We start from the raw sequence: 21,524 nt of genomic DNA on the forward strand, positions 1-21,524 counted from the left end.
CCGGATGGCTGGATTTTGGCATCTGTCGTAATCGTCACTCAAACGCTGGTGGAACTGGTCGGTGAGTTGATTTATATACGCTTGGTGCCTGCGATGATATTTCAAGAGTCTAAAAGTTTAGAGATATCAAAAACATTTAGCAAAAAGAAGTAGTCAGGATAAATAAGTTGTGCTTCTATCCGGGAAAGATTATGCACTCTGAAAATATTCGAGGAATTAGCACTTACTACCTCTTGCGGCAATAGCAATAAACAAACTGCTGAACTGTGCCAAACGGCGTGTGGTGTGCCTCTTTTTCATGTTCGACCAGCTGAAAAGTATCTCCAAATACCGCATGTAAGGCTTCAGGTTGGTATCGCATCACGGGCAGGCCGCTGCATTTTTCTGGCCCATCTTCGGCAAAAGTGGCAACAATCACATGTCCGCCTGGCCGAACCGAACTTAAGACACGCTCGACATAAGCATGGCGATCTGCCGGATCAGTCAAAAAATGGAACACTGCACGATCATGCCAAATGTCGAACCGGTTCAGGGGAAACTTTGCACGGGTAATATCGCCTTCTATCCAGTGAACAATATCCGCATGTTTCCCCAAACGCTGCCTTGCAACAGCAAGTGCAGTTGATGACAGATAAAATACTGTCAAATCAGTATAGCCCTCGGCCACAAGGTCATCCACCAGTCTGGAAGTTCCCCCTCCCACATCAATAATGGCCGCATCTTTACCGAGTCTTGTATTATGGATTAGTCGCAGAGACTGGTCAGCGTGTTCCTGAAACCAACTGACTGAGTCAGATTTCTTGATAGTATATATCTGTTCCCAATATTGCTTATTATCCATCGTAAATTTTCCTAAAAGCTCAATACCTTATCTGAATCGTGAATCAGCGTATATAAATCCTGCATCGTTGATATCGGACATATTCCTAACTCTTCAGGCTGACGAAGCTTAAGACAGGTTCCGCAAGCTAGAATTGCACCACCTATATCCAAAAAACTGTGAATCTGTCCGGTAATATCAAACTTGTCCCTATCAAGAGATTCTACCTCCACACCTTTTCCGAGCAAAAAGACTGAAACAGTATCTCCCTGCTTGCGGGAGAAAATTCCAAGTCGGAAGGCGTTCCATACTGTTTCCGGGTCATTCGAATAAATGATAATTGCGAGTTTCATTTAATCCCCTTCAATTCCATTAGGAAAGCTCTGAAATAGTTTGATATTTTTTGCACTCTTCAATCATTCCCTTTATCAAAAATGTCAGCAAAGCGAACTCAAGAGCCGCGGCACCCATGCCGGGTTGGCGATGAAATACAGCATGAACTGTGAGATTTCTTTGTAGGGTATGCACCTTGGCAACTTTGTATGGTGATGACAGCAGTTTACAAGATGTCCTTTCCATCTTACGAGATTCCAGACAAGATAATTGCTGCCTAATAATTCATTATTCTTGAACCGAGCAACAATCCCACATAAGAATCCAGGGCATATTAGATAGAAATTTCTAGATAAAATAAAATCTGTGTACAACTGCCTTTTGATATGTCGCACAGAAAACAGAAACTTTATGTTCTGCACATACAATTGCAATACAGTTATTTTATATGGTTATATTTAGCGCATCAAATGGCAATAGCTATTCTATCAACTACTTATGAGAAATTTCTAAGATTGGTCCTGATGAATTAACGATTAATCAAATCAAAGAGGGTTGACGTCAATTATAATTTCTAATATATTGGAAACATGGAAATGAGTATTGCAATTAAAGCGCTTGCCGCCCTGGCCCATGAGACTCGTCTCACGATATTCCGAATGCTGGTTCAGGCTGGCGAATCCGGCGTTCCGGCCGGTCAGCTTGCCAAGGAATTGTGCATTCCCAATGCAACGCTGTCTTTTCATCTGAAAGAATTGACTCACGCGGAGCTGGTGATTGCCCGGCAGGAAAGCCGCTTCATTTATTATTCGGCAAATTTTACAACCATGAATGCATTAATAGGTTATCTCACCGAGAACTGTTGCGCCGGTACACCCTGCGGCAATGTTGAAGTTTGCTGCGATGAAAAAAACAGCTAAATATAACTTAACGAAGGAGACAATGATGAAACGCTTTCATGTCCATATTGCCGTCAATAACCTACAGGATAATATCCGCTTTTACTCAGCACTATTCGGTGTCGAACCATCCGTCAGCAAATCGGATTACGCAAAATGGATGCTGGATGATCCGTATATCAATTTCGCCATATCGGCGCGAGGTGCAAAGCCGGGTTTGGATCATGTGGGAATCCAGGTTGATTCTGACGATGCCTTAACCGAAGTAAATCAACGTTTGACGCAAGCCGGTTTGCCTGCTGTGGAACAACAGAATGCACAATGCTGCTACGCATCATCAAATAAATACTGGACAGTTGATCCGCAAGGCATCGCCTGGGAGGCATTTCATTCGCTAGCCTCAATTCCGGTATTTGGACAGGATACCGCCATTCCCACTAAAACCGAAACCTGTTGCGCAGCCTGATCATGAATGTACTATTTCTTTGCACCGGAAATTCCTGCCGCTCTATTCTCGCGGAAGCTACTTTTAATCATCTGGCACCCAAAGGTTGGCAAGCGATGAGCGCGGGCAGTAAACCGACCGGCCAGGTCCATCCGCGTTCGCTTGCTTTGCTTGAACGCGAAGGTATCGCAACCGAAGGGCTTTGCAGTAAATCGTGGGATAACTTACCAGCTACACCGGATATTGTAATCACTGTGTGCGGCAACGCCGCCGGAGAAACCTGTCCGGCGTATCTCGGGCCCGCACTGCGCTCGCATTGGGATGTCGATGATCCCGCTGAAGCGACGGGAACCGAAGAAGAAATCAACACGGCATTCGTGCTGGCTTATCAAACCTTGCGTGAGGGTATCGAGACTTTTTTATCGCTGCCACTCGATGATTTGCAGCAAAATCCTTCCGCTTTTAGGACAAAACTGGACTACATCGGCATTTTGAAATTCAAGCCGTCACAATCAAAGTGACAGCAACAAGCAGAAATTCAAACACCGTGAACCATTGACATGCTGATTGCTCTACTGATTTTCATCGTAACGCTCGTGCTGGTCATCTGGCAGCCGCGCGGCCTTGGTATTGGTTGGAGTGCTCTACTTGGCGCTACCGCAGCACTACTGCTGGGCGTGATTCAGCTCAGTGACATTCCGGTGGTGTGGAATATTGTCTGGAATGCGACAGCAGCTTTCATTGCCATCATCATTATCAGTTTATTGCTTGATGAAGCGGGATTTTTTGAGTGGGCAGCATTGCATGTGGCGCGTTGGGGTCGCGGCAATGGGTATTTATTATTTACCTACATTGTATTACTGGGCGCGGCGGTTGCAGTGTTGTTTGCCAACGATGGCGCAGCTTTAATTCTAACGCCGATTGTGATGGCGATGCTACTGGCACTTGGGCTTAGCCCGGCTGCTACGCTCGCTTTCGTCATGGCGGCGGGTTTTATTGCCGATACGGCCAGCTTGCCGTTAGTGGTATCTAATTTGGTGAACATCGTCTCGGCTGATTATTTCAAGATTGGGTTTGCCGAATATGCTTCAGTGATGATTCCGGTCAATATTGCTTCAATAGCGGGTAGCTTGGGAGTACTCACTTTCTATTTTCGCCGCAGTATTCCGGCGCACTATGATGTCGGTCAACTGAAGGTACCCAATGAAGCAATAAGCGATCCAGCAACGTTCCGTGCTGGCTGGGTGGTGTTGGCTTGCTGCTGATCGGCTTTTTTGGCCTCGAATCTTTGGGTGTGCCCATCAGCCTTGTGGCTGCCACTGGCTCACTCATACTACTCGCGGTGGCGGCGCGTGGTCATGTGATTAACACGCGTAGGGTGGTACGCGAAGCGCCGTGGCAAATCGTTATTTTTTCACTGGGCATGTATTTAGTGGTGTATGGTTTGCGTAATGAAGGCTTGACCGGGTACATTACCGGCCTGCTTGATGTCTTCGCCAGTTATGGCTTATGGGGAGCAACACTTGGCACCGGTTTTCTGGCTGCTTTCTTATCGTCTATCATGAACAATATGCCCACGGTACTGATCGGCGCGTTGTCGATCGATGCAACAAACGCAACCGGAACAATCAAGGAAGCCATGATTTACGCCAATGTGATCGGTTGCGATCTGGGGCCGAAAATCACACCGATTGGCAGTCTGGCAACCTTGTTATGGCTGCATGTACTAGCGCGGAAAAATACGGTTATCACTTGGAGATATTATTTCCAGGTGGGGATTGTGTTGACGGTTCCGGTATTGCTCGTCACGCTGGCTACTCTCGCTATGTGGCTTAATATTCGGTGAGATTACCACCAAAAAGCACAATAACCGTACAAAACAAATTGCATCAACTTTATTAACTTTACTCATGGAGAATCAAAATGACCACCATACAGATATTTGACCCTGCCTTATGTTGTAGCTCAGGCGTTTGCGGTGCCGATGCTGATCGTGAATTAATCAACTTTTCCGCTGATGTCGACTGGGCCAAACAACAAGGTGCTGCCATTGAGCGCTTTAATCTGGCGCAACAACCGATGGCTTTTGCAGATAACTCTACAGTGAAAGCATTCTTGGAACGCTCCGGTGCTGAAGCGCTGCCATTGGTTCTCATAGATGGCGAAGTGGCATTGGCAGGCCGCTATCCAAATCGCGGTGAACTGGCGCGCTGGACTGGCGTTGCTGTGGAGGAAGAAATCGAAGAATCCAGTTGTTGCGGCGGCTGTTGCTAACGCAAACCCGAACCCGAACCAACTACATGACGCAACTCAAATTCCTCGATCAACCGCCGCGATTTCTGTTCTTTACTGGCAAGGGCGGTGTCGGGAAAACGTCGTTGGCTTGCGCTACGGCGATAACGCTGGCCGATGCCGGTCAGCGGGTATTGCTGGTCAGCACCGATCCGGCTTCCAACGTGGGTCAGGTGTTCGGCATGACGATTGGCAACAAGGTTACCTCGATTACAGCAGTGCCCGGATTAGCCGCTCTGGAAATCGACCCGCAAGCAGCAGCGCAAGTCTATCGTGATCGCATTGTCAATCCGGTGCGCGGTGTATTGCCGGACACGGTGGTCAAAGGTATCGAAGAGCAACTATCCGGTGCATGCACGACTGAAATTGCCGCTTTCGATGAATTCACCGCTTTGTTGGTCGATTCGGCGCTGACAACGGATTACGATCATATTATTTTTGACACCGCCCCGACCGGTCACACCATACGGTTGCTGCAACTGCCCGGCGCATGGAGTGATTTTCTTGCGGAAGGCAAAGGCGACGCGTCCTGTCTTGGCCCGCTGGCCGGCTTGGAAAAACAACGCGCACAATACAAGGCAGCAGTGGATGCCCTCGCCGATTCGCAACGCACCCGGCTGGTATTGGTGGCCCGCGCGCAACAAGCCACGTTACGCGAAGTAGCGCGCACACATGAAGAATTGGCAGCCATTGGTTTGACGAAACAATTTCTAGTCATTAATGGATTGTTTCCACAAGCAGAAACAGCACAGGATCCACTGGCAACCGCAATTTTCAAACGTGAGCAAAACGCTTTGGCCGCCATACCGGAAGTCCTCAGCCAATTGCCTTGCGATCATATTTTACTGAAACCGTTTAACCTGGTCGGATTGACAGCCTTGCGGAAACTATTGGTTGATGATCTACCTGTCGATGGTGAAAATAAATCAAGCCACCCTGCCATTCCATTCCCCAGCTTATCCAAGCTAACGAATGAGATTGCCAAGGATGGCTGCGGTTTGATCATGTTGATGGGAAAAGGCGGTGTTGGCAAAACCACGCTGGCTGCGGCCATCGCGGTCAATCTTGCGCATCGGGGCCTTCCCGTCCATTTAACCACTTCAGACCCCGCGGCACATTTAAGCGAAACACTCAGCGGTGCTATGGGCAATCTGCTGGTTGACCGGATTGATCCGCACGCGGAAACCGAGCGCTACCGGCAGCGTGTTCTGGAAACCAAGGGCTCGCATCTGGATGCGCAAGGCAGAGCATTGCTGGAAGAAGATTTACGTTCACCTTGCACCGAAGAAATTGCGGTATTTCAGGCATTCTCGCGTATTATCCACGAAGCGGGAAAGCAATTCGTGGTGATGGATACCGCACCCACCGGGCATACACTATTGTTGCTGGATGCCACCGGCGCCTATCATCGCGAAATTGCCAAACAAATGGATCCTTCCATCGTGCACTACAATACGCCGATGATGCAACTGCAAAACCCTAAGCAAACCAAAATACTGCTGGTAACATTGGCGGAAACGACACCCGTACTGGAAGCTGCTAATCTTCAAGCAGATTTGCGCCGGGCAGGTATTGAACCGTGGGCATGGATCATCAATAACAGCGTTGCTGCAACAACTGCCCACTCTCCCTTATTGTGTCAGCGCGCTAGTAATGAACTTGCTGATATAAAGACAGTATCCACCATGTATGCAAAGCTTTATGCCGTCGTGCCATTACTCCAAGAAGAGCCCGTGGGCATCGAGAAGTTATTGGAATTGTCCAGAAGTAGCCAATAACCGAGCATGTATAGATAAGTGTCGATAAGATTTACCAAACAACCCATCAGATAAGTGGTTAAACAAGATGCTGAAGCTGCTGGTTTGTGAGGCTGCCGTATAGCTCATGGCCTAACCGTCACAACAATCGCCGCTGTTTTTGCCGTGCTCTTGAATTGGCGGGCATGGAACCGTGCCGTAGGAACAGTAAACACAGCAGTCACCCGGCTTCGGCTTGAGCACAGTGTGACACTGCTCGCATTCATAGAACCACTGACACGCATCCGTTGGCATGATCTCAGTTTTGGTGTGGCTGCAAACGGGGCAAGTCAGCGTGGATTCAAGAATGACAGCGCTCATGAAGAACCCTATTCAACGATTTTGACTGATACTTCGTTGAAAAAGCTACGACGCAGCAACCACATCACTGTAAGAGGTAGAGTAACCAACTTATTTACTTATGATTATGATGAATAGAGTCATGATGATGTCCTCCTGGCACGGCATGGCGCGCATGATCACTTAATTGGGCATCAAACCACTGGTGAATAGCAAGTTTAAGTTTTTCAATATGAGTGGAATAAGTAATTTCTGCTCCGTCTGACAATTCCTTATACACAATATTAATTTGACCCACTTTAGCTGCTTTCAATTCTGCTAACCCAGGCATCGTTGTGCCGTGAATTTTTTCTGGATTTGAAAAATTGCCTTGTTTAAATTCTTTAGCAATAGCAGATAAATGTGATCGTATCAGGTTGATTTGTTCAGTATCAGATTTATCCTTCGCAATAACCTGTTGAATTCCTCCAGTGTCTGTTTTGGAAAAAATATGCGTAGTTTTCTCCAAATCAAACGGCATAACATGCGAACCACGTTCAGCAACTTCATCAAGACGCTGTTCATCCGCTTTTTCTACCGCATGAACAGGCGTTGCAATAAATAAAGCCAGCAAGAAAGATGGAATAAACAGTTTGTTCATTTTATTTCTCCGTTACTCAGTTTGTGAAGTGGCTCGTGTTCAAGAGTGCAACTAAGGCCATGCTCCACATTATCCTAGATTCTCAGTTGAAGTCACCTAGGTCGCTCAAGAATCCCATAGATTAAGGCTTTTTGAAAGATTTATGGTATCAGTAAGCAGGTGAGATTTTGATAAATTAGCCAGAATTGGCTGAAAGTATTGTTACATATAGCTTCCAGCTTGATTAAATCAACTGAGGTGCAGTTAATGTTCTTATTGATCCGGCCATTAAAAAGATTGACTAGTATCTCCGTATTCTGGCCTTCTCCGCCATGACAAACCGCACTATTTAATTGCCGACTCTATAATAATAAAGGCTCTAGACTAGCAGACACGATCTGTTAGTTTAGCAAGATGTTAAGAAACAGTAAATTAAGTGATTATTACATTAGAAAAATAATTCAATGCTTTTGCATTGATATACCTGCCAGCAAAACAGCTCTGCTGTTAGGTAAAAATCGTAACACGATTAATCGTTGGTATGGCATTTTCAGGCAAGTAATCTATAGCCATCAGACTGCCCTTAAAGACAAGCTGTTAGGCAAAGTGGAAGTTGATGAAAGCTATTTTGGTGCGAAACGGCATCGAGGTTATCATGGGAAACTCAAACGCGGTCGCGGGACATTAAAACAGCCTGTATTTGGTGTGTTTGAGCGAGATGGCAGGGTATACACCGAAATAGTACCGGACTGTAAGCGCTTGACCTTACAAGCGGTAATACTGGGTAAAGTATCCATTGAAAGTGTCATCTATAGTGATGGCTGGCGTGGTTATAATGGTTTGGTAGATGTAGGATACTCCAAGCATTTTCGTGTATCCCATGGTGATAATGAATTTGCGCGGGATGGGCATTGCCATATTAACGGTATTGAATCGTTTTGGAGTTTTACCAAGCGGCGGTTGGCAAAGTTTAACGGTGTGTCGGTTAACTTTGAGCTGCATTTAAAAGAATCTGAATGGCGTTGGAAAAAACAACCTGATGCACTTGCTAATGAACTATGGCAAATCATCAGATATTATTAACTTTGCTAGTCTAGAGCCTAATAAATATTGACTGTACAATGCTCTTACCGTTTTTATCACAAATTCCAACTGAGATTTTTAGGATTATGTCACAGTTAGTTCTTTTTTAAGATGATATGTGTCGTATGAAATCCATGCGTTGATGCAAAATGTGGACGATCAAAATACCCGTATCCCGTATTCTTAGGGAAAATCTGAAAAAACCCAGCTAGATGTAAAATAGCCATTAGATTGAGACCGCCGCATGAGAAGTAACTGATGAAGCAAGTGGGGCTATCGATACCGCCATTTGTCAAGAAACCGGAAGTGACGTGGCGACAAAAATTTCTGCAAGATCCTGTCTGCTACCTACTGCGTCCTCTGCCTCTTGTGTATTTGCCCAATCCGCCATCTTCCTTCACAAATGTTCTGGGCTTCCTAAGAATGGCGCTTATCTCGCCAGATATTGATGCAAATAACCCTTCTTCACGCAATGAACGATAATCAAAACCGTCCACCGCCAATACATCTTTTAATATACCAGCTTCACATGCTTTCAATAATACGGGATGTCTGTAATCATTAACATTCGTGATGGCAAATATGGTATTGACGCCGGAATTGCGTGCAAAATTTTGTAGTCGCGCCAGAAGTAGATTTTGAGGACGAATCAGTACAGTTAGTGGTAATTCACTTAACGATAATACAAAACCTGTTGCGCTGAGTCCTATCAAGTTAAAAAACTGATCCCGATTTTTTAAAGCATGGCCTATCTTTGCCAGATCCTCCGGTGAGGCTATTTTCTCCAAAAGCAGCTCATGACTTTTATAGTGGTTATTCTGATAACCACCTGCCAGATTACCCATCCAATTCACAAAATCGACATGACCGTCATTATCAATAACACTGTATTGACTGGTATTGATAACGACATGACCTTTGAAACTCGGAACAAATGATGCGATTATTTCTGTGAGCCTGATATCCTGACTCGATGGCGTAGCATTACCCGATGGATGGTTATGCAATAACCAGTAACCATCAGCTTTAACATGACGTTTAGTCTTTTCTACCAAAATACCTAGATCATGTTTGTCATGCCCAATCTTTTCCAGATAAACTGCGCCCGGTAATCTGGAACTCACAGCCGTATGATGAACGATGCGATTCATACGGGTATAAAATATTCTCAGCGTTTCATAGCGCGGATCGCGTAATATTTGCGCCATCACTGCCAGATCATAGCCTGACTTGATGGACTGATTCAGGAAGGTAGTTCCTCCTTTTTCTCGGAAGTCTTTCGGGAAATCACAACCCAGTATGCTGCCACCTGCCCATCGAGCATGAGCTTCGAGCAGTTCTGTATAAGCACCTCGCCTTGCTTCCTTTTGTTTTTTTGTAGTGCCGGGACGAGTCTCAATTTTTTCATAAAGATCACCTTCATCAGGATTGGATGGGTTTCCTGGAATCTTCAGCATATTATCGCGCATCTTGCGGCCTCCTTATCAGATTACCTGACTAATACGTTTTTGCTTGATTTCCTGCTGCTTAGGTTCAATAGGGACTTGTAACCTCAATAAGCTGTCCTGTTTAGCCTGCTGAGATATTTTTTCAACAACCGATCCAATCTGACGTTTGACGGCCTCAATACCCAGCATGCTTTTATTGGCCAGATCATTAAAATCATTTAATTTCTTTGATATCTGCTCATTAGGTGCAAAAACTGGAAATACCGCCACACCATCAACAAAACTTGCTGCTTCAAGCGCCTTTTCCTTGCCGGGGTTTTTGCCAAGGGTTGATGCCAGATGATGATCATCATCTCCGGCAATAATAATGGGCTTATGTGGATACTTTTCATGCAAATCCTTAGCTACTTTGGGCAAGTTACCTGAATCAAATGCGGCTATGACAGGATAATCCAGCGCCTGGGATAGCGTGTCTGCGGTGGCATAGCCTTCAGCAATCACAATGGTAGGTGCTGTATTAATGGCTGCTTCCAATCCCTGACCGTTATTTCCCACGACATGAAAGTTATTCTCCTTTCTACTTCCAGATGCAAAAAGCTTTGCACCACTGGGTTGTATCGTTTGCACACTCCAGATCTGATCATCAATATCTTGTGCGGCCAGCAACAAATCACCGGCTGTCAGCACGATACTATCTGGATTTTCTTCACGCAATCGCTTTACTTCCTGCCAGTTTTGACCAATTTTGATGATTGAATCGGTCGGCAAATCATCCGCATTCTGCGGCACAATTCTCAGATCGCCTGGCCGGGCATGCTTGTCTTTCAGATAAGGGTGCTCGGAATCGGCAGAAGGTGCGATCGCCAGCAAGGCTTGAATTGCATCAGCAATCTTGATGTGCAGTGCCTGTTGTTCGGCTTTTCTGTTTTGCTGCTTGATAGCAGCTTGGGCGATCAATTCTGCTTTTTGCTCATCCGTTAACGAATACCCCTTGGCCTTCCAACGCGTCTCTATACCGGTTCGATTATTCTTGAAATATCCAGCAGGATGCCCATCCAGATGCGCCACATAAAAACCTGATTTCTCACCGGACTTATCACCCTCAACTTTAATTCTGTTTTTGCTGCCATCCATCACCGGATGATTGCCATCAACCAAACAACCTTGAGCGCGCAGCAATTCAGCAAATTCCACGTGAGGATCGATAGCCGGTTCCTGCTGTCTGGAAACATTCTCCGGCAGCCAACGTTGTAATGTTTGAATATCTGCTTCTGACCCTACATACCAGGCATGGGCCTTCTTGTCCCAACGAGCGCCAGCAGATTTCGCCAAATCCTTTTCCGTATAAGGAACAATCAAATATTGACGAGCATTGTCATCATCTTGCTCGGTCTTGGCTCCTGATATCGATACTTCAGTGCTAATTGGACCATTTCGAATGCGGTTTTCATGGATGTTGGCAAGCTTAACGGCCTTTTCATGTTCATTTTGTTCTGCAGCGACATCTATAAGTGCGAGCAGATCCGTTAAATCTTGCGCTTCTTGTTTGGATTCACAGTCTCTCACCCATTGGAAAGTCTGGTCATCACGCTGCATAGTCACGCCCCAAAATTGTGGCTCCGTGTTTATAGAATCAGCCGATACTATAGACTTAATACCATTTTCATCGGTTTGAATGATGTTACCCTGAATCTGTAATTGTCCATTCCAGCTAGCAGGAATGCTAAAACCCAGTTTGTCTTTTGCCACCTCTTCAAACTCCAGGTTATCAATGCCGCCGCCCCTCGAAAATTTGAGTGCATCGGCAACCAGAATGATGGCATCCTGATCCTTTTTTGACATATCCTGTGTCAACTCATTCAACAGTTTGATATTGCGAGATGCGATGGTGGCCAGATCAGGTGAGAGATTCAGTAAATAAGCTGTGGTGTTTTGCTTGATTTGATCCATTTTGGTTGCCTCCTGCTTATCAATTTTCTGTGCAATTTCCTGTTGTTGTGACAATGCCAGTACATAATCCTGGATTTTTTCCGCATCAGCAGCAGCACGAAATATCTCTGTCGGATCCTCCTGCAGCGCTTTGATCCATGAATTTACATAAGCCACATGCTGCCCCGGATCATGACCAATACCCAGCTCACCGCTGAGCAACATGCTGGCAATCTCGGCACGTAATTCTTCGCGGCCGTAGCCTTCGCTACCGAATGGATGCGAGAGATCACGGTTTAAGCGCAATTCATGGCCGGTCCAGTGGCCCAGTTCATGCAGGGCGGTTGCGTAGTAGCGATCGGGGGTCGGAAACTGGTGCTTATGGGGTAAGTGGATACTGTCAGTTGATGGCCGGTAAAATGCACGATCAGCCTCGCCATGGCGGATCACGGCATGGGATGCTTGTAATATGCGTTCTGCCCGCTCCAGTGGATCCCAGTCAGGGGCTTTTATATCGAGTTCTGGCAGATTATCCATCTGCTGCGCATTAAATACGGCGGCATAAAACACCCTGGGACGCTCCAGTCTGATCTGTTCTTTAATGGGATTGCCTTCACTATTTAAAACAGGATTCCCGCTATCATCTTTTTTGATGTGTTCATCGGTGAATTTCCAGTATTGAACGAGCGTGCTTTTTTCACCTTTACGCACTTGCGCACCCAGGCTTATCGCTTGCTTGTACGTGAGCCAACGCGGATCCGTATACGCACGACTCATCAGGTTCAGGCTATTAATGCCCCGGTAGCGTTTGCCGGTTGTTGGATTCACGGGTAATATGGCCAGCAAATCACCGGGTTCCCACGGCTTTTGCCAGGGCGCAACGCCTTTCTTGAGTTGCTCAATCAGATTCTCGGCGACTTGTTCATGAAAAGCTTTTTTAGAATCTTTCATTGTTCATCCTCCGCTGCATGATCGATGCTGCTATCCAGCGCATCTTGTTCACTTAAGGCATCTTCTTTGAATGCACCCAGCCTTTCGGCTTCTAAGGGATTAAATTCAGCCTGGAAGCCCGGTAATTCTGCATCGAGTAGTTTTTCCTTGATCACCTGATCTTGAATGTCAGGATTTTTTGATTGAGTTTCATCGTCCGTTCTATTCATGGCGCTTACTCCTGTTGGCTAATGACTCCAGGTAAATAAAGGGTATATAACCTGTTGAATCTGATCACGCGCAATCAACCCGAAATAGCGCGCATCAAAGGATTGTGGGTTCACATTGGATAGCAGCAGGTACTCGGAATCATTGAGCACAGCTTTAAGCCTGTATTGCGGCAATGGTTGACCCTCAGCATCTGCTGCTAACTGGGCGCTGTTGGGTAAGTGTTCACCATTCACAAAGATGCCAGCCTGATCGATGGAAACCGTATCTCCGGATTGTGCAAACACCCGTTTCAGCAACAAACCGTAACCGCCCGGACAATCTCCTCGGTTGATGTAGGATCGATCCCTGGCCATATCAAAAACCGCATTCTGTGGTGGGCAGAAAGCGACATAAGCACCGCTGGCAATTGGTTCATCAACGACTTTGTAAAAACCCACTGGCAAGCTGGGTGTGGTATTTATATAAATCCCGCTGACACGTAATCCAATACTCAGCACAAATACGCTAACGCTTAGGGTCAGAATCAAAACACCCAGGATTTTGATATTTTTTTTCATGAAGTTGGTTTTCATGCGCTCGAGGTATCTCACAGTCCGGTTAATTTATCGCTAAAGCTTGGGGGATTGACCTGTGCCCGTGCCGTAAAGGTTTCATCCTGGAAATACAAAGGCTGTGTGCCATAGATTGCGGGGAATCCGGCCACATAAATAATCATGTCGCCAGGTTTGGTGATCTTGCCTTCAGCATCTTTCATGGGGCCGGGCAGTCGCATACACTCATCCGGTGTTAATAACGCACGCTGCGTCTCCTGCAGGGTACGTGTCACATGTCCATGCATCATCGATGATCGGCGGCCACTGGTGGTAATCTGCTCTTTGATAACCGTGGTTTGCCCGGTCAGTTTGGATAAGTGTTCCGCTGTTTCAATCCGATTGGGTGCAAATGCGGTCTGGATATGACAGTTGGAAGTAATCGCTTCATCATGTCCGTAGCCGGTCTCGCGACTTTTGAGTTGATTTAAGTCCTGGCAGATCAGATAGGCTTTGATGCCGTAGCCTGCGATAAACGCGAGGGATTCCTGAAAGATTTCAAGTTTCCCTAAGCTTGGGAATTCATCCAGCATCAATAGCAATTTGTGTTTGTAATGCGCGGCTGGTTGACCGTCTTTAAACGTGATTCTATCGGCCAGCTTTCTGACGATCATATTGATCAGAATGCGAATTAAAGGACGCAATCGAGATTTGTCATTGGGGTGTGACACGATATACAAACTAACAGGATGCTCATGGTGCATGAGGTCGCGGATCTTAAAATCGGAATCACTGATATTGTTGGCCACGATCGGATCGCGGTACAAGGATAGATAGGATTTTGTAGTTGATAGCACGGAACCTGCTTCTTCTTCCGGGCGATCCAGCATGTCGCGCGCACTGGCTGCAATCACGGGATGACTCTTGCCATCCAGATAATCCTGCATGGCCATTTCCATCCACAATTCCCTGATATCGCGATCAGGATCAGAGAGCATTGCATCGACAGTCGATAATGTGGTGGGTGTTCCTTCTCGCTCTGACTTGTACAAAACATGCAAAATGACACCTACCAGCAATGCCTGGCTGGTTTTCTGCCAGTGGGTTTGTAATCCCTTGCCATCCGGATCAACGATTAAGGTGGTCAGGTTTTGCACATCCGCTACTTCCATGCCACTGCCAATCTGGATTTCATCCAGCGGATTCCAGTGCGCGCTGCTGATTGAAGCTGGATCAAAACGCAGCACCTTGTTTTTTGCATACTGCTTTCTCCAACCAGAAGTGAGTGCCCATAATTCACCTTTAAGATCAGTAATGATCGCGCTCTGAGTCCAGGAAAGCAGTGTCGGTATGACGAGACTCACGCCCTTGCCAGAGCGAGTCGGGGCATAACACAGCACGTGTTCCGGGCCGCTGTGTTTCAGATAGTGGGTTTTGCCGGAATTATCCCGCCAGCCACCGACATACACCGCATCGTTTTTGTGACTCTTGTGATTCTTGCCTGTTGAAAGCAGTCCTGCAGTTACAATGTCCTGCTTATTTGCCCATCTGGCCGAGCCATGTAACCCCTGATTGGTTTTGGATGAATTAGCCAGCACCATTTTAATAACCAGAACGAGTATCAAACCGATGCTAGAAAATAAAATGCCGAAACCTGCCGCCAGATCGAAGATGCCCGAATACTCGCCATACCATTTATTTGCCCATAGCAGAATTGCCCAGGGTTCATAGATGTTAAAAAAGTGCGCGCCTAATTGCGGCTGATAATTGAATTGTTGCGCAAAATACTGAGTGGCAACTTGGAATCCGCCAACAAGGCAGACAATGGATAATGAGCGAACGATAATCTTGTCTTTTGTGATATTTCTGCTGTCTTTAGAACTCAGATTGACGTTATTCATCAGAGGCTCCTTCGGGTGGTGGAGGTAAGGGATCGTTTTTGACCTACCGACTGCGCGCTATTTACCCTGTACTGTTTCATTAACTCCTGCCGATATTTCTCAAGCCGCTTGTCATCAAATGTCACGCGCATTTGATTTTGTGCGACCACTTCAGCGATCTGAAGACGAAACGATTCAGTTCCATTGATTGCCAGGTGGCTGCCGTACTTCTTCATGGCCACTTGTAAAATATCCACTAATGCATCTTGTGTTGTGTCCGGCAGGACGATGAGCAGTTTGCCGTCATCGCGGATGGTGGTTGATCCTGCTTTATAAGTGACTGTGCCGATTTTGGTGATCGATTCAACAGAACTGTCTTTAATAAAGCCATCCTTGAAGTGGCTATTAGCGATGGAATTATCATTGCCTAGCTTTGCCGATACTTGGTTACCCTTAAATTGACCGATTCTTCTGGATCGCAAAACAGCCAATGCTTCAGCATTGCCGTTTTTGGCTTCAAATGTGAGCCAATCGAGCCATCCTATTCTGGAATGATTAGTTTTAGAACGCTGATAGGCTTTCTGATAATCGCTTTTAATGACTTGAATAGTTGTTTTGAACTGCTGATGTGCGGTTGCATACAGCGCTTTTTTAGCCAATTTTCCAGCTTTGATGCTTTTAATGATGTTGCGCTTGAGTTTTGCTTCTCGTTTGGCGCGTTCAATGAGTTGATCTCTGCTTTGTCGCAATATTGCCCACTGGCTTGAACGCTGTCTGACGCTATTAGCTTGCTCTTGCTGGTATCGCGCATAAAGCTTTGAAGTATCGATTCGATTCTGCAATGGTCTTGGTTGGTATTGTTTGGCGTTTTGTTGTGACGATTGCGTAGAATGTTCATTCTGTACAAAAGCACCCAGTCTTTGAGTTAAATTCCCTTTGGATAAAGAGCGATCAATAGAGCTGGCTTTGACAGCCACACCATTGTTGGCAATCAATACAAATCCATTGCCACGCCCCTTGATTTCAAGGCCATGTCTAGCTAGAGCCTGATGCAAGTCCTGCCAGTTGTCCGACTGCTTCAATTCATCCAAGCACTCACGCTTAATCCAACTCAGCAAGCTCTCTACACCTGTTCTGGTTTCAATTTCCTGCGCTACTCTGGCTGCTTTATCACTCACAGTTTCATGATTAACTTTTGTTAAGCCGTATTCCCGCTCCATTTGCTCACAAAGTTTTGCTACTTTCTTGTAATCATAATAGGGGTTATGGATTGTGAGGTTTATAGGATGTATCTTGTTGATCGCAATATGTATGTGCAGGTTATTGGTATCATCGTGGACTACGCTAATACGTTGATGACCATTAAAACCCAAAACATCGCAAAACCGCTCTTCAATAGCATTAAGACTCTTAAAGGGCAAACGCTCTCCTTCCGGGAAGCTCAGCACCAAATGGCAGGTTTTATCTGATTTGGCACGCCTATTCATTTCCTGTGTGTTTTGTATCTCTATCAATGCAGCTATCTGATCGTCTGAATAACAATTCGAGACCTTGATCTGACTGACACGCTCACTCTTGTCTTGAGGGTCAGTCAGATACTGTATCAGCACAGAAAAGCTGCTTTTGCGCACACATTTGATGGGTATGATTTTAGCGATCATCGTATTTAAGCTGCTTAAGTCAAAAAGGACTATTCCGAAAGTTATTTTTTAAGCTTCATAATGACATCCAGCATCGTGCTTTGCGTATTTCGGATACTGTCCAAGGTCATATGCAACTGTGACTTGCCAATCAATTTTGTACGCTTGTCGTTGGTAAGCCAAAGTTTGATCAATCCACCCAATCTGCCAAGATCACCGTTAATTTTTAGCAGGCTATCTACCTGTCTGCTATCAACAATACTGGGTACTTGATAACCCAGGCCCAGATTGCGCAGATACTCGGCAACGGTTAATCCGGCATCCTGCGCCTTAGTCTTTATTTCAGCTTCCTCGATTGGCAAAACAGGAACCCTGAGCTTCTTATCTCTTCTTTCTTTCCCGATTGTCTTTAGGTTCTTTTGGGCAATCATTTCAGTTTTCCTCGAAGAGCAAGATCAACGTTGAGCACAAAGTGCGAATAAGTTGTGGTGGAGATGGCCATCTCCACATATCTTGCCCGGTTCTGTGAGTTTTAAGAAATATACTAACACTATAATCGATGTTTGCAAATAGTTTATTTTCGTTATATCATAATTACAAACAGTATAAAAACACTTGAAAGAAGCTTTATTCAGCTAAATAACAGTCACTTGAAAACAGAAAGAAAGGATAAGCAATTAATTGATACTGAAAGCAACAAAAAGAAACAGAAAGGAAAGAAAAAAAACAAAAAACTGTTTGTACGCCAAGATAAATATTTTTGTGGAAATTGTGTGATGACTAAATCCTTATCCGATCGAATCGCACTTTATGCGGATAAAAACAAAAGTACCGGTAAGCAATTTTTACCGGCATTCATCGCGTTGAAGCCTGATATTGAGCAGGCACTCAAGGATGGCTGGACGATTCGCCAGATCTGGAACATTTTGCATCAGGAAGAAAAAATCAAATGTTCTTATCAATGGTTCAGGACTTTGGTCAATCGACATATTGGTGAGGACAAAAAGCAGCATTCGCGTATTGATCAAGGAAAGTCAGCTGGAAATGGTCATGAAGGATTTCGTTTTAATTCTGCAACTGAAAAAGAGGAGTTGGTCTGATGGCTAAAATACATATGATTTTGCAAGGGAAGGGCGGAGTAGGCAAATCGTTCATATCATCCACGCTAGCACAACATAAGTTTGCCAAAGGCGGCAATCCATTATGCATTGATACAGATCCGGTTAATGCTACTTTTTATGGCTTTAAAAAACTCAATGTTAAGCAGATTAATGTCATGAACAATGATGAGATTGATCCGAGAAAGTTTGATGATCTGATTGAATTGATAGCTAAAGCAGACAATGACGTCATTATTGACAATGGTGCTAGCACCTTTGTACCGATGTCACATTATCTCATCAGCAACCAGATACCCGCCTTACTTCTGGATATGGGGCATGAACTGGTTGTACACACTGTCATCACGGGTAGTCAGGCTTTACTGGATACACTCAATGGCTTTGTGCATCTGATTAAGCAGTTTCCGAAAGAAGCACTGTTTGTTGTCTGGCTAAATCCCTATTGGGGAGAAATCAGCATGAATGGCAAGCAGTTCGAAGAAATGAAAGCGTATGTGGATAACAAAGCGCGAGTATCCGCCATCATCCGAATTCCGCACTACAAGCCCGAGACTTTCGGCAAAGATTTAAGTGAAATCCTGCAATCTAAATTTACCTTCGATGAAGCGCTGAAGAATAGTTCTTTGCCGGTGATGGTGCGCCAACGATTAACGATTATCCGCAAGCAGCTTTTTACCAACATTGAAAATGTGGCTGCGGTTTTAACATGAGTAATGACAAATTAGATGCGCTCATTGAAAGAATAGCGACAGAACACGGCATTGTTTTGTCGCAGGATGATCCGGTATTGATGATGCATACGCTCAACGAAGTGTTGCTGGAAGAGAATAAAGAAGCCCATGCTGAGCTGTTAAATAATTACCAGGCGATATTGGAAGAGAACTTTAATCGGTGGTGTGAATATTCGACCAAAAAATCCAATGCACTGATTAATGCGTCTATGGGTAACGCGCAATTAACACGAGATCAATTCCTGGAAAGCTGTATTCAGCTGATCGATGAAAAGATAAAAAGCGGGGTGGATCAGGAAACTTACGATTTAGTCAGAATTTCCAGACAGGCGGCCATCATCAATTTATTGGCATCAACCTTACTCTTGGTTTCAGTTGTAACCATATTTTTGATTTTGTTATAGCAAGGTTTTCTAAAAATAAGTTGGATAGTACATGAGAACATTAAATTTAAGTGAAGCTGCCCAATTCTTGAAGTTGCACCCTGAAGAAGTGCGTCGTCGCGCTAAAGCAGGAATTATTCCGGGTGCAAAATTAGGTAAACGGTGGGCATTTATTGAAGATGATCTTGCTGACCACATTCGCTCGTTATATGCTTGCACTCGGCAAGCGTTACAAGTGGGACATGAGGAGAAACAATTATGTCACTCTGTAAACGTGGTAAGACGTGGTGGATTAGTTTCACCACACCAAGCGGCGAGCGAGTTAGATGCTCTGCTGCAACTGAAGATAAAACCCAGGCGCAAGAATTCCACGATAAGCTGAAAGCGGAATCCTGGCGGGTTGCAAGACTGGGGGATAAGCCAAAGCGGACTTGGGATGAAGCCGCTTATAAATGGCTGATGGAGACGCAACATAAAAAGTCACATCATGAAGATGTGGCTAAAATAAACTGGCTCCAACAGTTCTTCAGGGGTAAGTATCTGGATGAGTTGACTCGGGATGTAATCGCAAAGATTGGTGAGTTAAAGCTTCAGCAATCAAGCCCGGCAACAGCTAATCGCTTATTGGCGCTAATTCGTGCAATCTTGCGGCGATCCGCTTTAGATTGGGAATGGATTGATAAACCACCCGTGATTAAACTGTATCGTGAAGCAAAGCGGCGAGTGCGTTATTTAAGTGCAGAACAAGCCGGTTTGCTTATCCAAGAACTGCCGGAACATTTGGCGGAGATTGTGAAGTTTTCATTGGCTACAGGATTGAGACGATCAAATGTCACAAAACTGGAATGGTCGCAAGTCGATATACAGCGAAATGTTGCGTGGATACACGGCGATCAGGCCAAAGCAGGAAAATCGATTCACGTTACGCTCAATTCGACGGCTATAGCAGTATTAACCAAACAGATCGGCAAGCATCCCAAGTCAGTATTCAGTTACAAGGGCAGACCAATCATCCAAGTTAATACAAAAGCTTGGTATAAAGCGTTAAAACGTGCAGGTATTGAGGATTTTCGTTGGCATGATTTGCGCCATACCTGGGCAAGTTGGTTAACTCAGAATGGTGTGCCATTAAATGTCATTCAGGAGATGGGCGCATGGGAGTCTGCTGAGATGGTGAGACGTTATGCGCATCTGGCTCCAGAGCAATTTGCTCAGCATGCGAGAATCGTGGATAGCGTACTTAATGGCACAAATTTGACACAATCGAAGTAAAAGTGTTTCAGTATTGTTCGTAAGTCTTTGTTTTTTGGTGCTGTTGAGAGGAGTCGAACCTCCGACCTACTGATTACGAATCAGTTGCTCTACCAACTGAGCTACAACAGCCAAGACTTAAATGAAGCCCTGCATTATAGATGTTTGGGGAACTGCGGGCAAATTATAAAGAACTCGGTTTGCTTGTTTACTGTTTAACTATCATTTTTTTTTGAAGTGATTCAGAGGCTATTCTTGAGCGATCGAATTCAATATTTTTTCAACAAATTTCGCTTAAGTTCGGCTAAATTCGTCAAAAATCTGTACATTTTTATGATAACAGTCCATAATTATTAGATGGATGTGGAAAATGCAAATGCTAAGAATATCTTGATTATTCATGGCCCCAATTTGAATCTGCTGGGGATTCGTGAGCCGCAGATTTATGGTGGTAATACGCTGCAAGATATTAACAGAAATTTAAGTAAATTGACTGAAAATACTGATGTTAGACTGGGTTTTTTTCAGAGTAATGCTGAATCCGCTTTGATAGATAGAGTTCAGCAAACAATGCATGATAGAACAAACTTCATTATTATCAATCCGGCTGCCTATACGCATACCAGCATTGCGTTGCGTGATGCGCTTGCGGCGGTAAAATTGCCTTTTATCGAAGTGCATTTATCGAATATCTATTCTCGTGAATCTTTTCGGCAGCAGTCTTATTTTTCGGATTTGGCGATTGGTGTTATCAGTGGCTTAGGGGCTAAAGGATACGAACTGGCGCTGAGGTATGCGATGGCATCCCTTTGACGGGGGGGGCTATAAATACTTTTAAACTTCAATTCTTATGACGCTGCGAT

25 protein-coding genes, 1 tRNA gene and 1 pseudogene are annotated in these 21,524 nt (G+C 45.1%); 14 read left to right on the forward strand and 13 right to left on the reverse strand.

The window, feature by feature from the left end; genetic code table 11:
- Positions 1-226 precede the first annotated feature (226 nt).
- Genes C8R34_RS13835 through C8R34_RS13845 form a run of 3 tightly spaced genes read right to left on the reverse strand, consistent with a single transcriptional unit; the run spans position 227 to position 1,399 of the window.
- On the reverse strand, positions 227-841 hold the full coding sequence (locus tag C8R34_RS13835; RefSeq protein WP_090318403.1) for a class I SAM-dependent methyltransferase: 615 nt from the start codon (positions 839-841) through the stop codon (positions 227-229).
- Positions 842-852: 11 nt separating this feature from the next.
- Positions 853-1,173: a DsrE family protein gene (locus C8R34_RS13840; RefSeq protein WP_090318401.1), complete on the reverse strand. Its 321-nt coding sequence runs from the start codon at positions 1,171-1,173 to the stop codon at positions 853-855.
- 19 nt (positions 1,174-1,192) lie between these two features.
- On the reverse strand, positions 1,193-1,399 hold the full coding sequence (locus C8R34_RS13845) for a hypothetical protein (RefSeq protein WP_090318399.1): 207 nt from the start codon (positions 1,397-1,399) through the stop codon (positions 1,193-1,195).
- A 344-nt stretch (positions 1,400-1,743) separates the two neighbouring features.
- On the opposite strand from C8R34_RS13845, the gene C8R34_RS13850 reads away from it, so the two are divergent.
- The 6 genes and pseudogenes from C8R34_RS13850 to arsA all read left to right on the forward strand — a co-directional run bounded on the left by C8R34_RS13850 (position 1,744) and on the right by arsA (position 6,567).
- Positions 1,744-2,073, forward strand: a complete 330-nt coding sequence (locus C8R34_RS13850; protein ID WP_090318397.1) for a helix-turn-helix transcriptional regulator — start codon at positions 1,744-1,746, stop codon at positions 2,071-2,073.
- Positions 2,074-2,098: 25 nt separating this feature from the next.
- The gene (locus tag C8R34_RS13855; protein WP_090318395.1) at positions 2,099-2,518 is read left to right on the forward strand and encodes an ArsI/CadI family heavy metal resistance metalloenzyme; all 420 of its coding nucleotides are present in this window, start codon (positions 2,099-2,101) and stop codon (positions 2,516-2,518) included.
- A gap of 2 nt (positions 2,519-2,520) precedes the next feature.
- Positions 2,521-3,018 (forward strand): arsenate reductase ArsC, encoded by a 498-nt coding sequence (locus tag C8R34_RS13860; protein ID WP_090318393.1) that lies wholly within the window; start codon positions 2,521-2,523, stop codon positions 3,016-3,018.
- 39 nt (positions 3,019-3,057) lie between these two features.
- Positions 3,058-4,343: pseudogene (locus C8R34_RS13865) on the forward strand (arsenic transporter).
- A 77-nt stretch (positions 4,344-4,420) separates the two neighbouring features.
- On the forward strand, positions 4,421-4,771 hold the full coding sequence (gene arsD, locus C8R34_RS13870) for an arsenite efflux transporter metallochaperone ArsD (RefSeq protein ID WP_090318390.1): 351 nt from the start codon (positions 4,421-4,423) through the stop codon (positions 4,769-4,771).
- 26 nt (positions 4,772-4,797) lie between these two features.
- Positions 4,798-6,567: an arsenical pump-driving ATPase gene (gene arsA, locus C8R34_RS13875; RefSeq protein ID WP_090318658.1), complete on the forward strand. Its 1,770-nt coding sequence runs from the start codon at positions 4,798-4,800 to the stop codon at positions 6,565-6,567.
- Positions 6,568-6,678: 111 nt separating this feature from the next.
- On the opposite strand, the gene C8R34_RS17155 is transcribed toward arsA, so the two are convergent.
- Entirely contained in the window at positions 6,679-6,906 is a 228-nt protein-coding gene (locus C8R34_RS17155; protein ID WP_090318387.1) for a GDCCVxC domain-containing (seleno)protein, read from the reverse strand.
- On the opposite strand from C8R34_RS17155, the gene C8R34_RS16540 reads away from it, so the two are divergent.
- On the forward strand, positions 6,793-7,023 hold the full coding sequence (locus tag C8R34_RS16540; protein ID WP_165872591.1) for a hypothetical protein: 231 nt from the start codon (positions 6,793-6,795) through the stop codon (positions 7,021-7,023). The two genes, C8R34_RS17155 and C8R34_RS16540, sit on opposite strands and share 114 nt — an antisense overlap.
- On the opposite strand, the gene C8R34_RS13885 is transcribed toward C8R34_RS16540, so the two are convergent.
- Positions 7,001-7,525: an aspartate carbamoyltransferase gene (locus C8R34_RS13885; protein ID WP_090318384.1), complete on the reverse strand. Its 525-nt coding sequence runs from the start codon at positions 7,523-7,525 to the stop codon at positions 7,001-7,003. The two genes, C8R34_RS16540 and C8R34_RS13885, sit on opposite strands and share 23 nt — an antisense overlap.
- A gap of 393 nt (positions 7,526-7,918) precedes the next feature.
- Here C8R34_RS13885 and C8R34_RS13890 point away from each other — a divergent pair, with 393 nt between their 5' ends.
- Complete coding sequence (locus C8R34_RS13890) at positions 7,919-8,587, forward strand: IS1595-like element ISNol1 family transposase (protein ID WP_086558077.1); 669 nt, start codon at positions 7,919-7,921, stop codon at positions 8,585-8,587.
- Positions 8,588-8,931: 344 nt separating this feature from the next.
- Here the strand turns inward: C8R34_RS13890 and C8R34_RS13895 are convergent, their stop codons facing one another.
- From C8R34_RS13895 to traJ, 7 genes are read right to left on the reverse strand one after another with little or no spacing between them, the layout of a single operon-like run.
- Positions 8,932-10,056, reverse strand: coding sequence for a JAB domain-containing protein (locus C8R34_RS13895; RefSeq protein ID WP_090318381.1), 1,125 nt, complete (start codon positions 10,054-10,056; stop codon positions 8,932-8,934).
- Between the two features lie 15 nt (positions 10,057-10,071).
- Entirely contained in the window at positions 10,072-12,915 is a 2,844-nt protein-coding gene (locus tag C8R34_RS13900; RefSeq protein WP_110341595.1) for a zincin-like metallopeptidase domain-containing protein, read from the reverse strand.
- Entirely contained in the window at positions 12,912-13,124 is a 213-nt protein-coding gene (locus C8R34_RS13905) for a conjugal transfer protein TraD (RefSeq protein WP_090318375.1), read from the reverse strand. Before C8R34_RS13905 ends, C8R34_RS13900 begins: the two co-directional genes overlap by 4 nt.
- A gap of 18 nt (positions 13,125-13,142) precedes the next feature.
- On the reverse strand, positions 13,143-13,682 hold the full coding sequence (gene traF, locus C8R34_RS13910; RefSeq protein WP_090318655.1) for a conjugative transfer signal peptidase TraF: 540 nt from the start codon (positions 13,680-13,682) through the stop codon (positions 13,143-13,145).
- 29 nt (positions 13,683-13,711) lie between these two features.
- On the reverse strand, positions 13,712-15,556 hold the full coding sequence (locus C8R34_RS13915) for a type IV secretory system conjugative DNA transfer family protein (protein WP_110341597.1): 1,845 nt from the start codon (positions 15,554-15,556) through the stop codon (positions 13,712-13,714).
- The gene (gene traI, locus C8R34_RS13920; RefSeq protein ID WP_110341599.1) at positions 15,556-17,196 is read right to left on the reverse strand and encodes a TraI/MobA(P) family conjugative relaxase; all 1,641 of its coding nucleotides are present in this window, start codon (positions 17,194-17,196) and stop codon (positions 15,556-15,558) included. The genes C8R34_RS13915 and traI overlap by 1 nt, the downstream gene beginning before the upstream one ends.
- A gap of 41 nt (positions 17,197-17,237) precedes the next feature.
- Positions 17,238-17,606, reverse strand: coding sequence for a conjugal transfer transcriptional regulator TraJ (gene traJ, locus C8R34_RS13925; RefSeq protein ID WP_110341601.1), 369 nt, complete (start codon positions 17,604-17,606; stop codon positions 17,238-17,240).
- A 132-nt stretch (positions 17,607-17,738) separates the two neighbouring features.
- Between traJ and C8R34_RS13930 the strand changes: the two genes are divergently transcribed.
- Genes C8R34_RS13930 through C8R34_RS13950 form a run of 5 tightly spaced genes read left to right on the forward strand, consistent with a single transcriptional unit; the run spans position 17,739 to position 20,682 of the window.
- Positions 17,739-18,275 carry a TraK family protein gene (locus C8R34_RS13930; protein ID WP_110341603.1) on the forward strand — a complete coding sequence of 179 codons (537 nt, stop codon included), beginning with the start codon at positions 17,739-17,741 and terminating at the stop codon, positions 18,273-18,275.
- On the forward strand, positions 18,275-19,006 hold the full coding sequence (locus C8R34_RS13935; RefSeq protein ID WP_110341605.1) for a conjugal transfer protein TraL: 732 nt from the start codon (positions 18,275-18,277) through the stop codon (positions 19,004-19,006). The genes C8R34_RS13930 and C8R34_RS13935 overlap by 1 nt, the downstream gene beginning before the upstream one ends.
- Positions 19,003-19,431: a conjugal transfer protein TraM gene (locus tag C8R34_RS13940; protein ID WP_110341606.1), complete on the forward strand. Its 429-nt coding sequence runs from the start codon at positions 19,003-19,005 to the stop codon at positions 19,429-19,431. Before C8R34_RS13935 ends, C8R34_RS13940 begins: the two co-directional genes overlap by 4 nt.
- A gap of 31 nt (positions 19,432-19,462) precedes the next feature.
- Positions 19,463-19,792 (forward strand): helix-turn-helix domain-containing protein, encoded by a 330-nt coding sequence (locus tag C8R34_RS17160; RefSeq protein WP_090322377.1) that lies wholly within the window; start codon positions 19,463-19,465, stop codon positions 19,790-19,792.
- Positions 19,702-20,682 carry a site-specific integrase gene (locus tag C8R34_RS13950; RefSeq protein WP_132467141.1) on the forward strand — a complete coding sequence of 327 codons (981 nt, stop codon included), beginning with the start codon at positions 19,702-19,704 and terminating at the stop codon, positions 20,680-20,682. Before C8R34_RS17160 ends, C8R34_RS13950 begins: the two co-directional genes overlap by 91 nt.
- A gap of 35 nt (positions 20,683-20,717) precedes the next feature.
- Here the strand turns inward: C8R34_RS13950 and C8R34_RS13955 are convergent.
- Positions 20,718-20,793: transfer RNA gene (locus C8R34_RS13955), tRNA-Thr, on the reverse strand.
- Positions 20,794-21,024: 231 nt separating this feature from the next.
- Here C8R34_RS13955 and aroQ point away from each other — a divergent pair.
- Positions 21,025-21,474 (forward strand): type II 3-dehydroquinate dehydratase, encoded by a 450-nt coding sequence (gene aroQ, locus C8R34_RS13960; RefSeq protein ID WP_375342131.1) that lies wholly within the window; start codon positions 21,025-21,027, stop codon positions 21,472-21,474.
- The last annotated feature ends 50 nt before the right edge of the window (positions 21,475-21,524 follow it).

It is taken from the genome of Nitrosomonas sp. Nm84 (assembly GCF_003201565.1).
Classification (GTDB): Bacteria; Pseudomonadota; Gammaproteobacteria; order Burkholderiales; family Nitrosomonadaceae; genus Nitrosomonas.

Excerpts from the sequence above, each read along its gene's own strand:
- C8R34_RS17155 (WP_090318387.1), bottom strand. The coding sequence starts at position 6,906 with ATGAGCGCTGTCATTCTTGAATCCACGCTGACTTGCCCCGTTTGCAGC.
- C8R34_RS13900 (WP_110341595.1), bottom strand. The coding sequence starts at position 12,915 with ATGAAAGATTCTAAAAAAGCTTTTCATGAACAAGTCGCCGAGAATCTG.
- C8R34_RS13885 (WP_090318384.1), bottom strand. The coding sequence starts at position 7,525 with ATGAACAAACTGTTTATTCCATCTTTCTTGCTGGCTTTATTTATTGCA.
- C8R34_RS13905 (WP_090318375.1), bottom strand. The coding sequence starts at position 13,124 with ATGAATAGAACGGACGATGAAACTCAATCAAAAAATCCTGACATTCAA.
- C8R34_RS13890 (WP_086558077.1), top strand. The coding sequence starts at position 7,919 with ATGTTAAGAAACAGTAAATTAAGTGATTATTACATTAGAAAAATAATT.
- traJ (WP_110341601.1), bottom strand. The coding sequence starts at position 17,606 with ATGATTGCCCAAAAGAACCTAAAGACAATCGGGAAAGAAAGAAGAGAT.
- C8R34_RS17160 (WP_090322377.1), top strand. The coding sequence starts at position 19,463 with ATGAGAACATTAAATTTAAGTGAAGCTGCCCAATTCTTGAAGTTGCAC.
- C8R34_RS13915 (WP_110341597.1), bottom strand. The coding sequence starts at position 15,556 with ATGAATAACGTCAATCTGAGTTCTAAAGACAGCAGAAATATCACAAAA.
- C8R34_RS13940 (WP_110341606.1), top strand. The coding sequence starts at position 19,003 with ATGAGTAATGACAAATTAGATGCGCTCATTGAAAGAATAGCGACAGAA.
- C8R34_RS13935 (WP_110341605.1), top strand. The coding sequence starts at position 18,275 with ATGGCTAAAATACATATGATTTTGCAAGGGAAGGGCGGAGTAGGCAAA.
- C8R34_RS13895 (WP_090318381.1), bottom strand. The coding sequence starts at position 10,056 with ATGCGCGATAATATGCTGAAGATTCCAGGAAACCCATCCAATCCTGAT.
- traF (WP_090318655.1), bottom strand. The coding sequence starts at position 13,682 with ATGAAAAAAAATATCAAAATCCTGGGTGTTTTGATTCTGACCCTAAGC.
- arsA (WP_090318658.1), top strand. The coding sequence starts at position 4,798 with ATGACGCAACTCAAATTCCTCGATCAACCGCCGCGATTTCTGTTCTTT.
- traI (WP_110341599.1), bottom strand. The coding sequence starts at position 17,196 with ATGATCGCTAAAATCATACCCATCAAATGTGTGCGCAAAAGCAGCTTT.
- C8R34_RS13855 (WP_090318395.1), top strand. The coding sequence starts at position 2,099 with ATGAAACGCTTTCATGTCCATATTGCCGTCAATAACCTACAGGATAAT.
- arsD (WP_090318390.1), top strand. The coding sequence starts at position 4,421 with ATGACCACCATACAGATATTTGACCCTGCCTTATGTTGTAGCTCAGGC.
- C8R34_RS13860 (WP_090318393.1), top strand. The coding sequence starts at position 2,521 with ATGAATGTACTATTTCTTTGCACCGGAAATTCCTGCCGCTCTATTCTC.
- C8R34_RS13845 (WP_090318399.1), bottom strand. The coding sequence starts at position 1,399 with ATGGAAAGGACATCTTGTAAACTGCTGTCATCACCATACAAAGTTGCC.
- C8R34_RS13840 (WP_090318401.1), bottom strand. The coding sequence starts at position 1,173 with ATGAAACTCGCAATTATCATTTATTCGAATGACCCGGAAACAGTATGG.
- C8R34_RS13835 (WP_090318403.1), bottom strand. The coding sequence starts at position 841 with ATGGATAATAAGCAATATTGGGAACAGATATATACTATCAAGAAATCT.
- C8R34_RS13850 (WP_090318397.1), top strand. The coding sequence starts at position 1,744 with ATGGAAATGAGTATTGCAATTAAAGCGCTTGCCGCCCTGGCCCATGAG.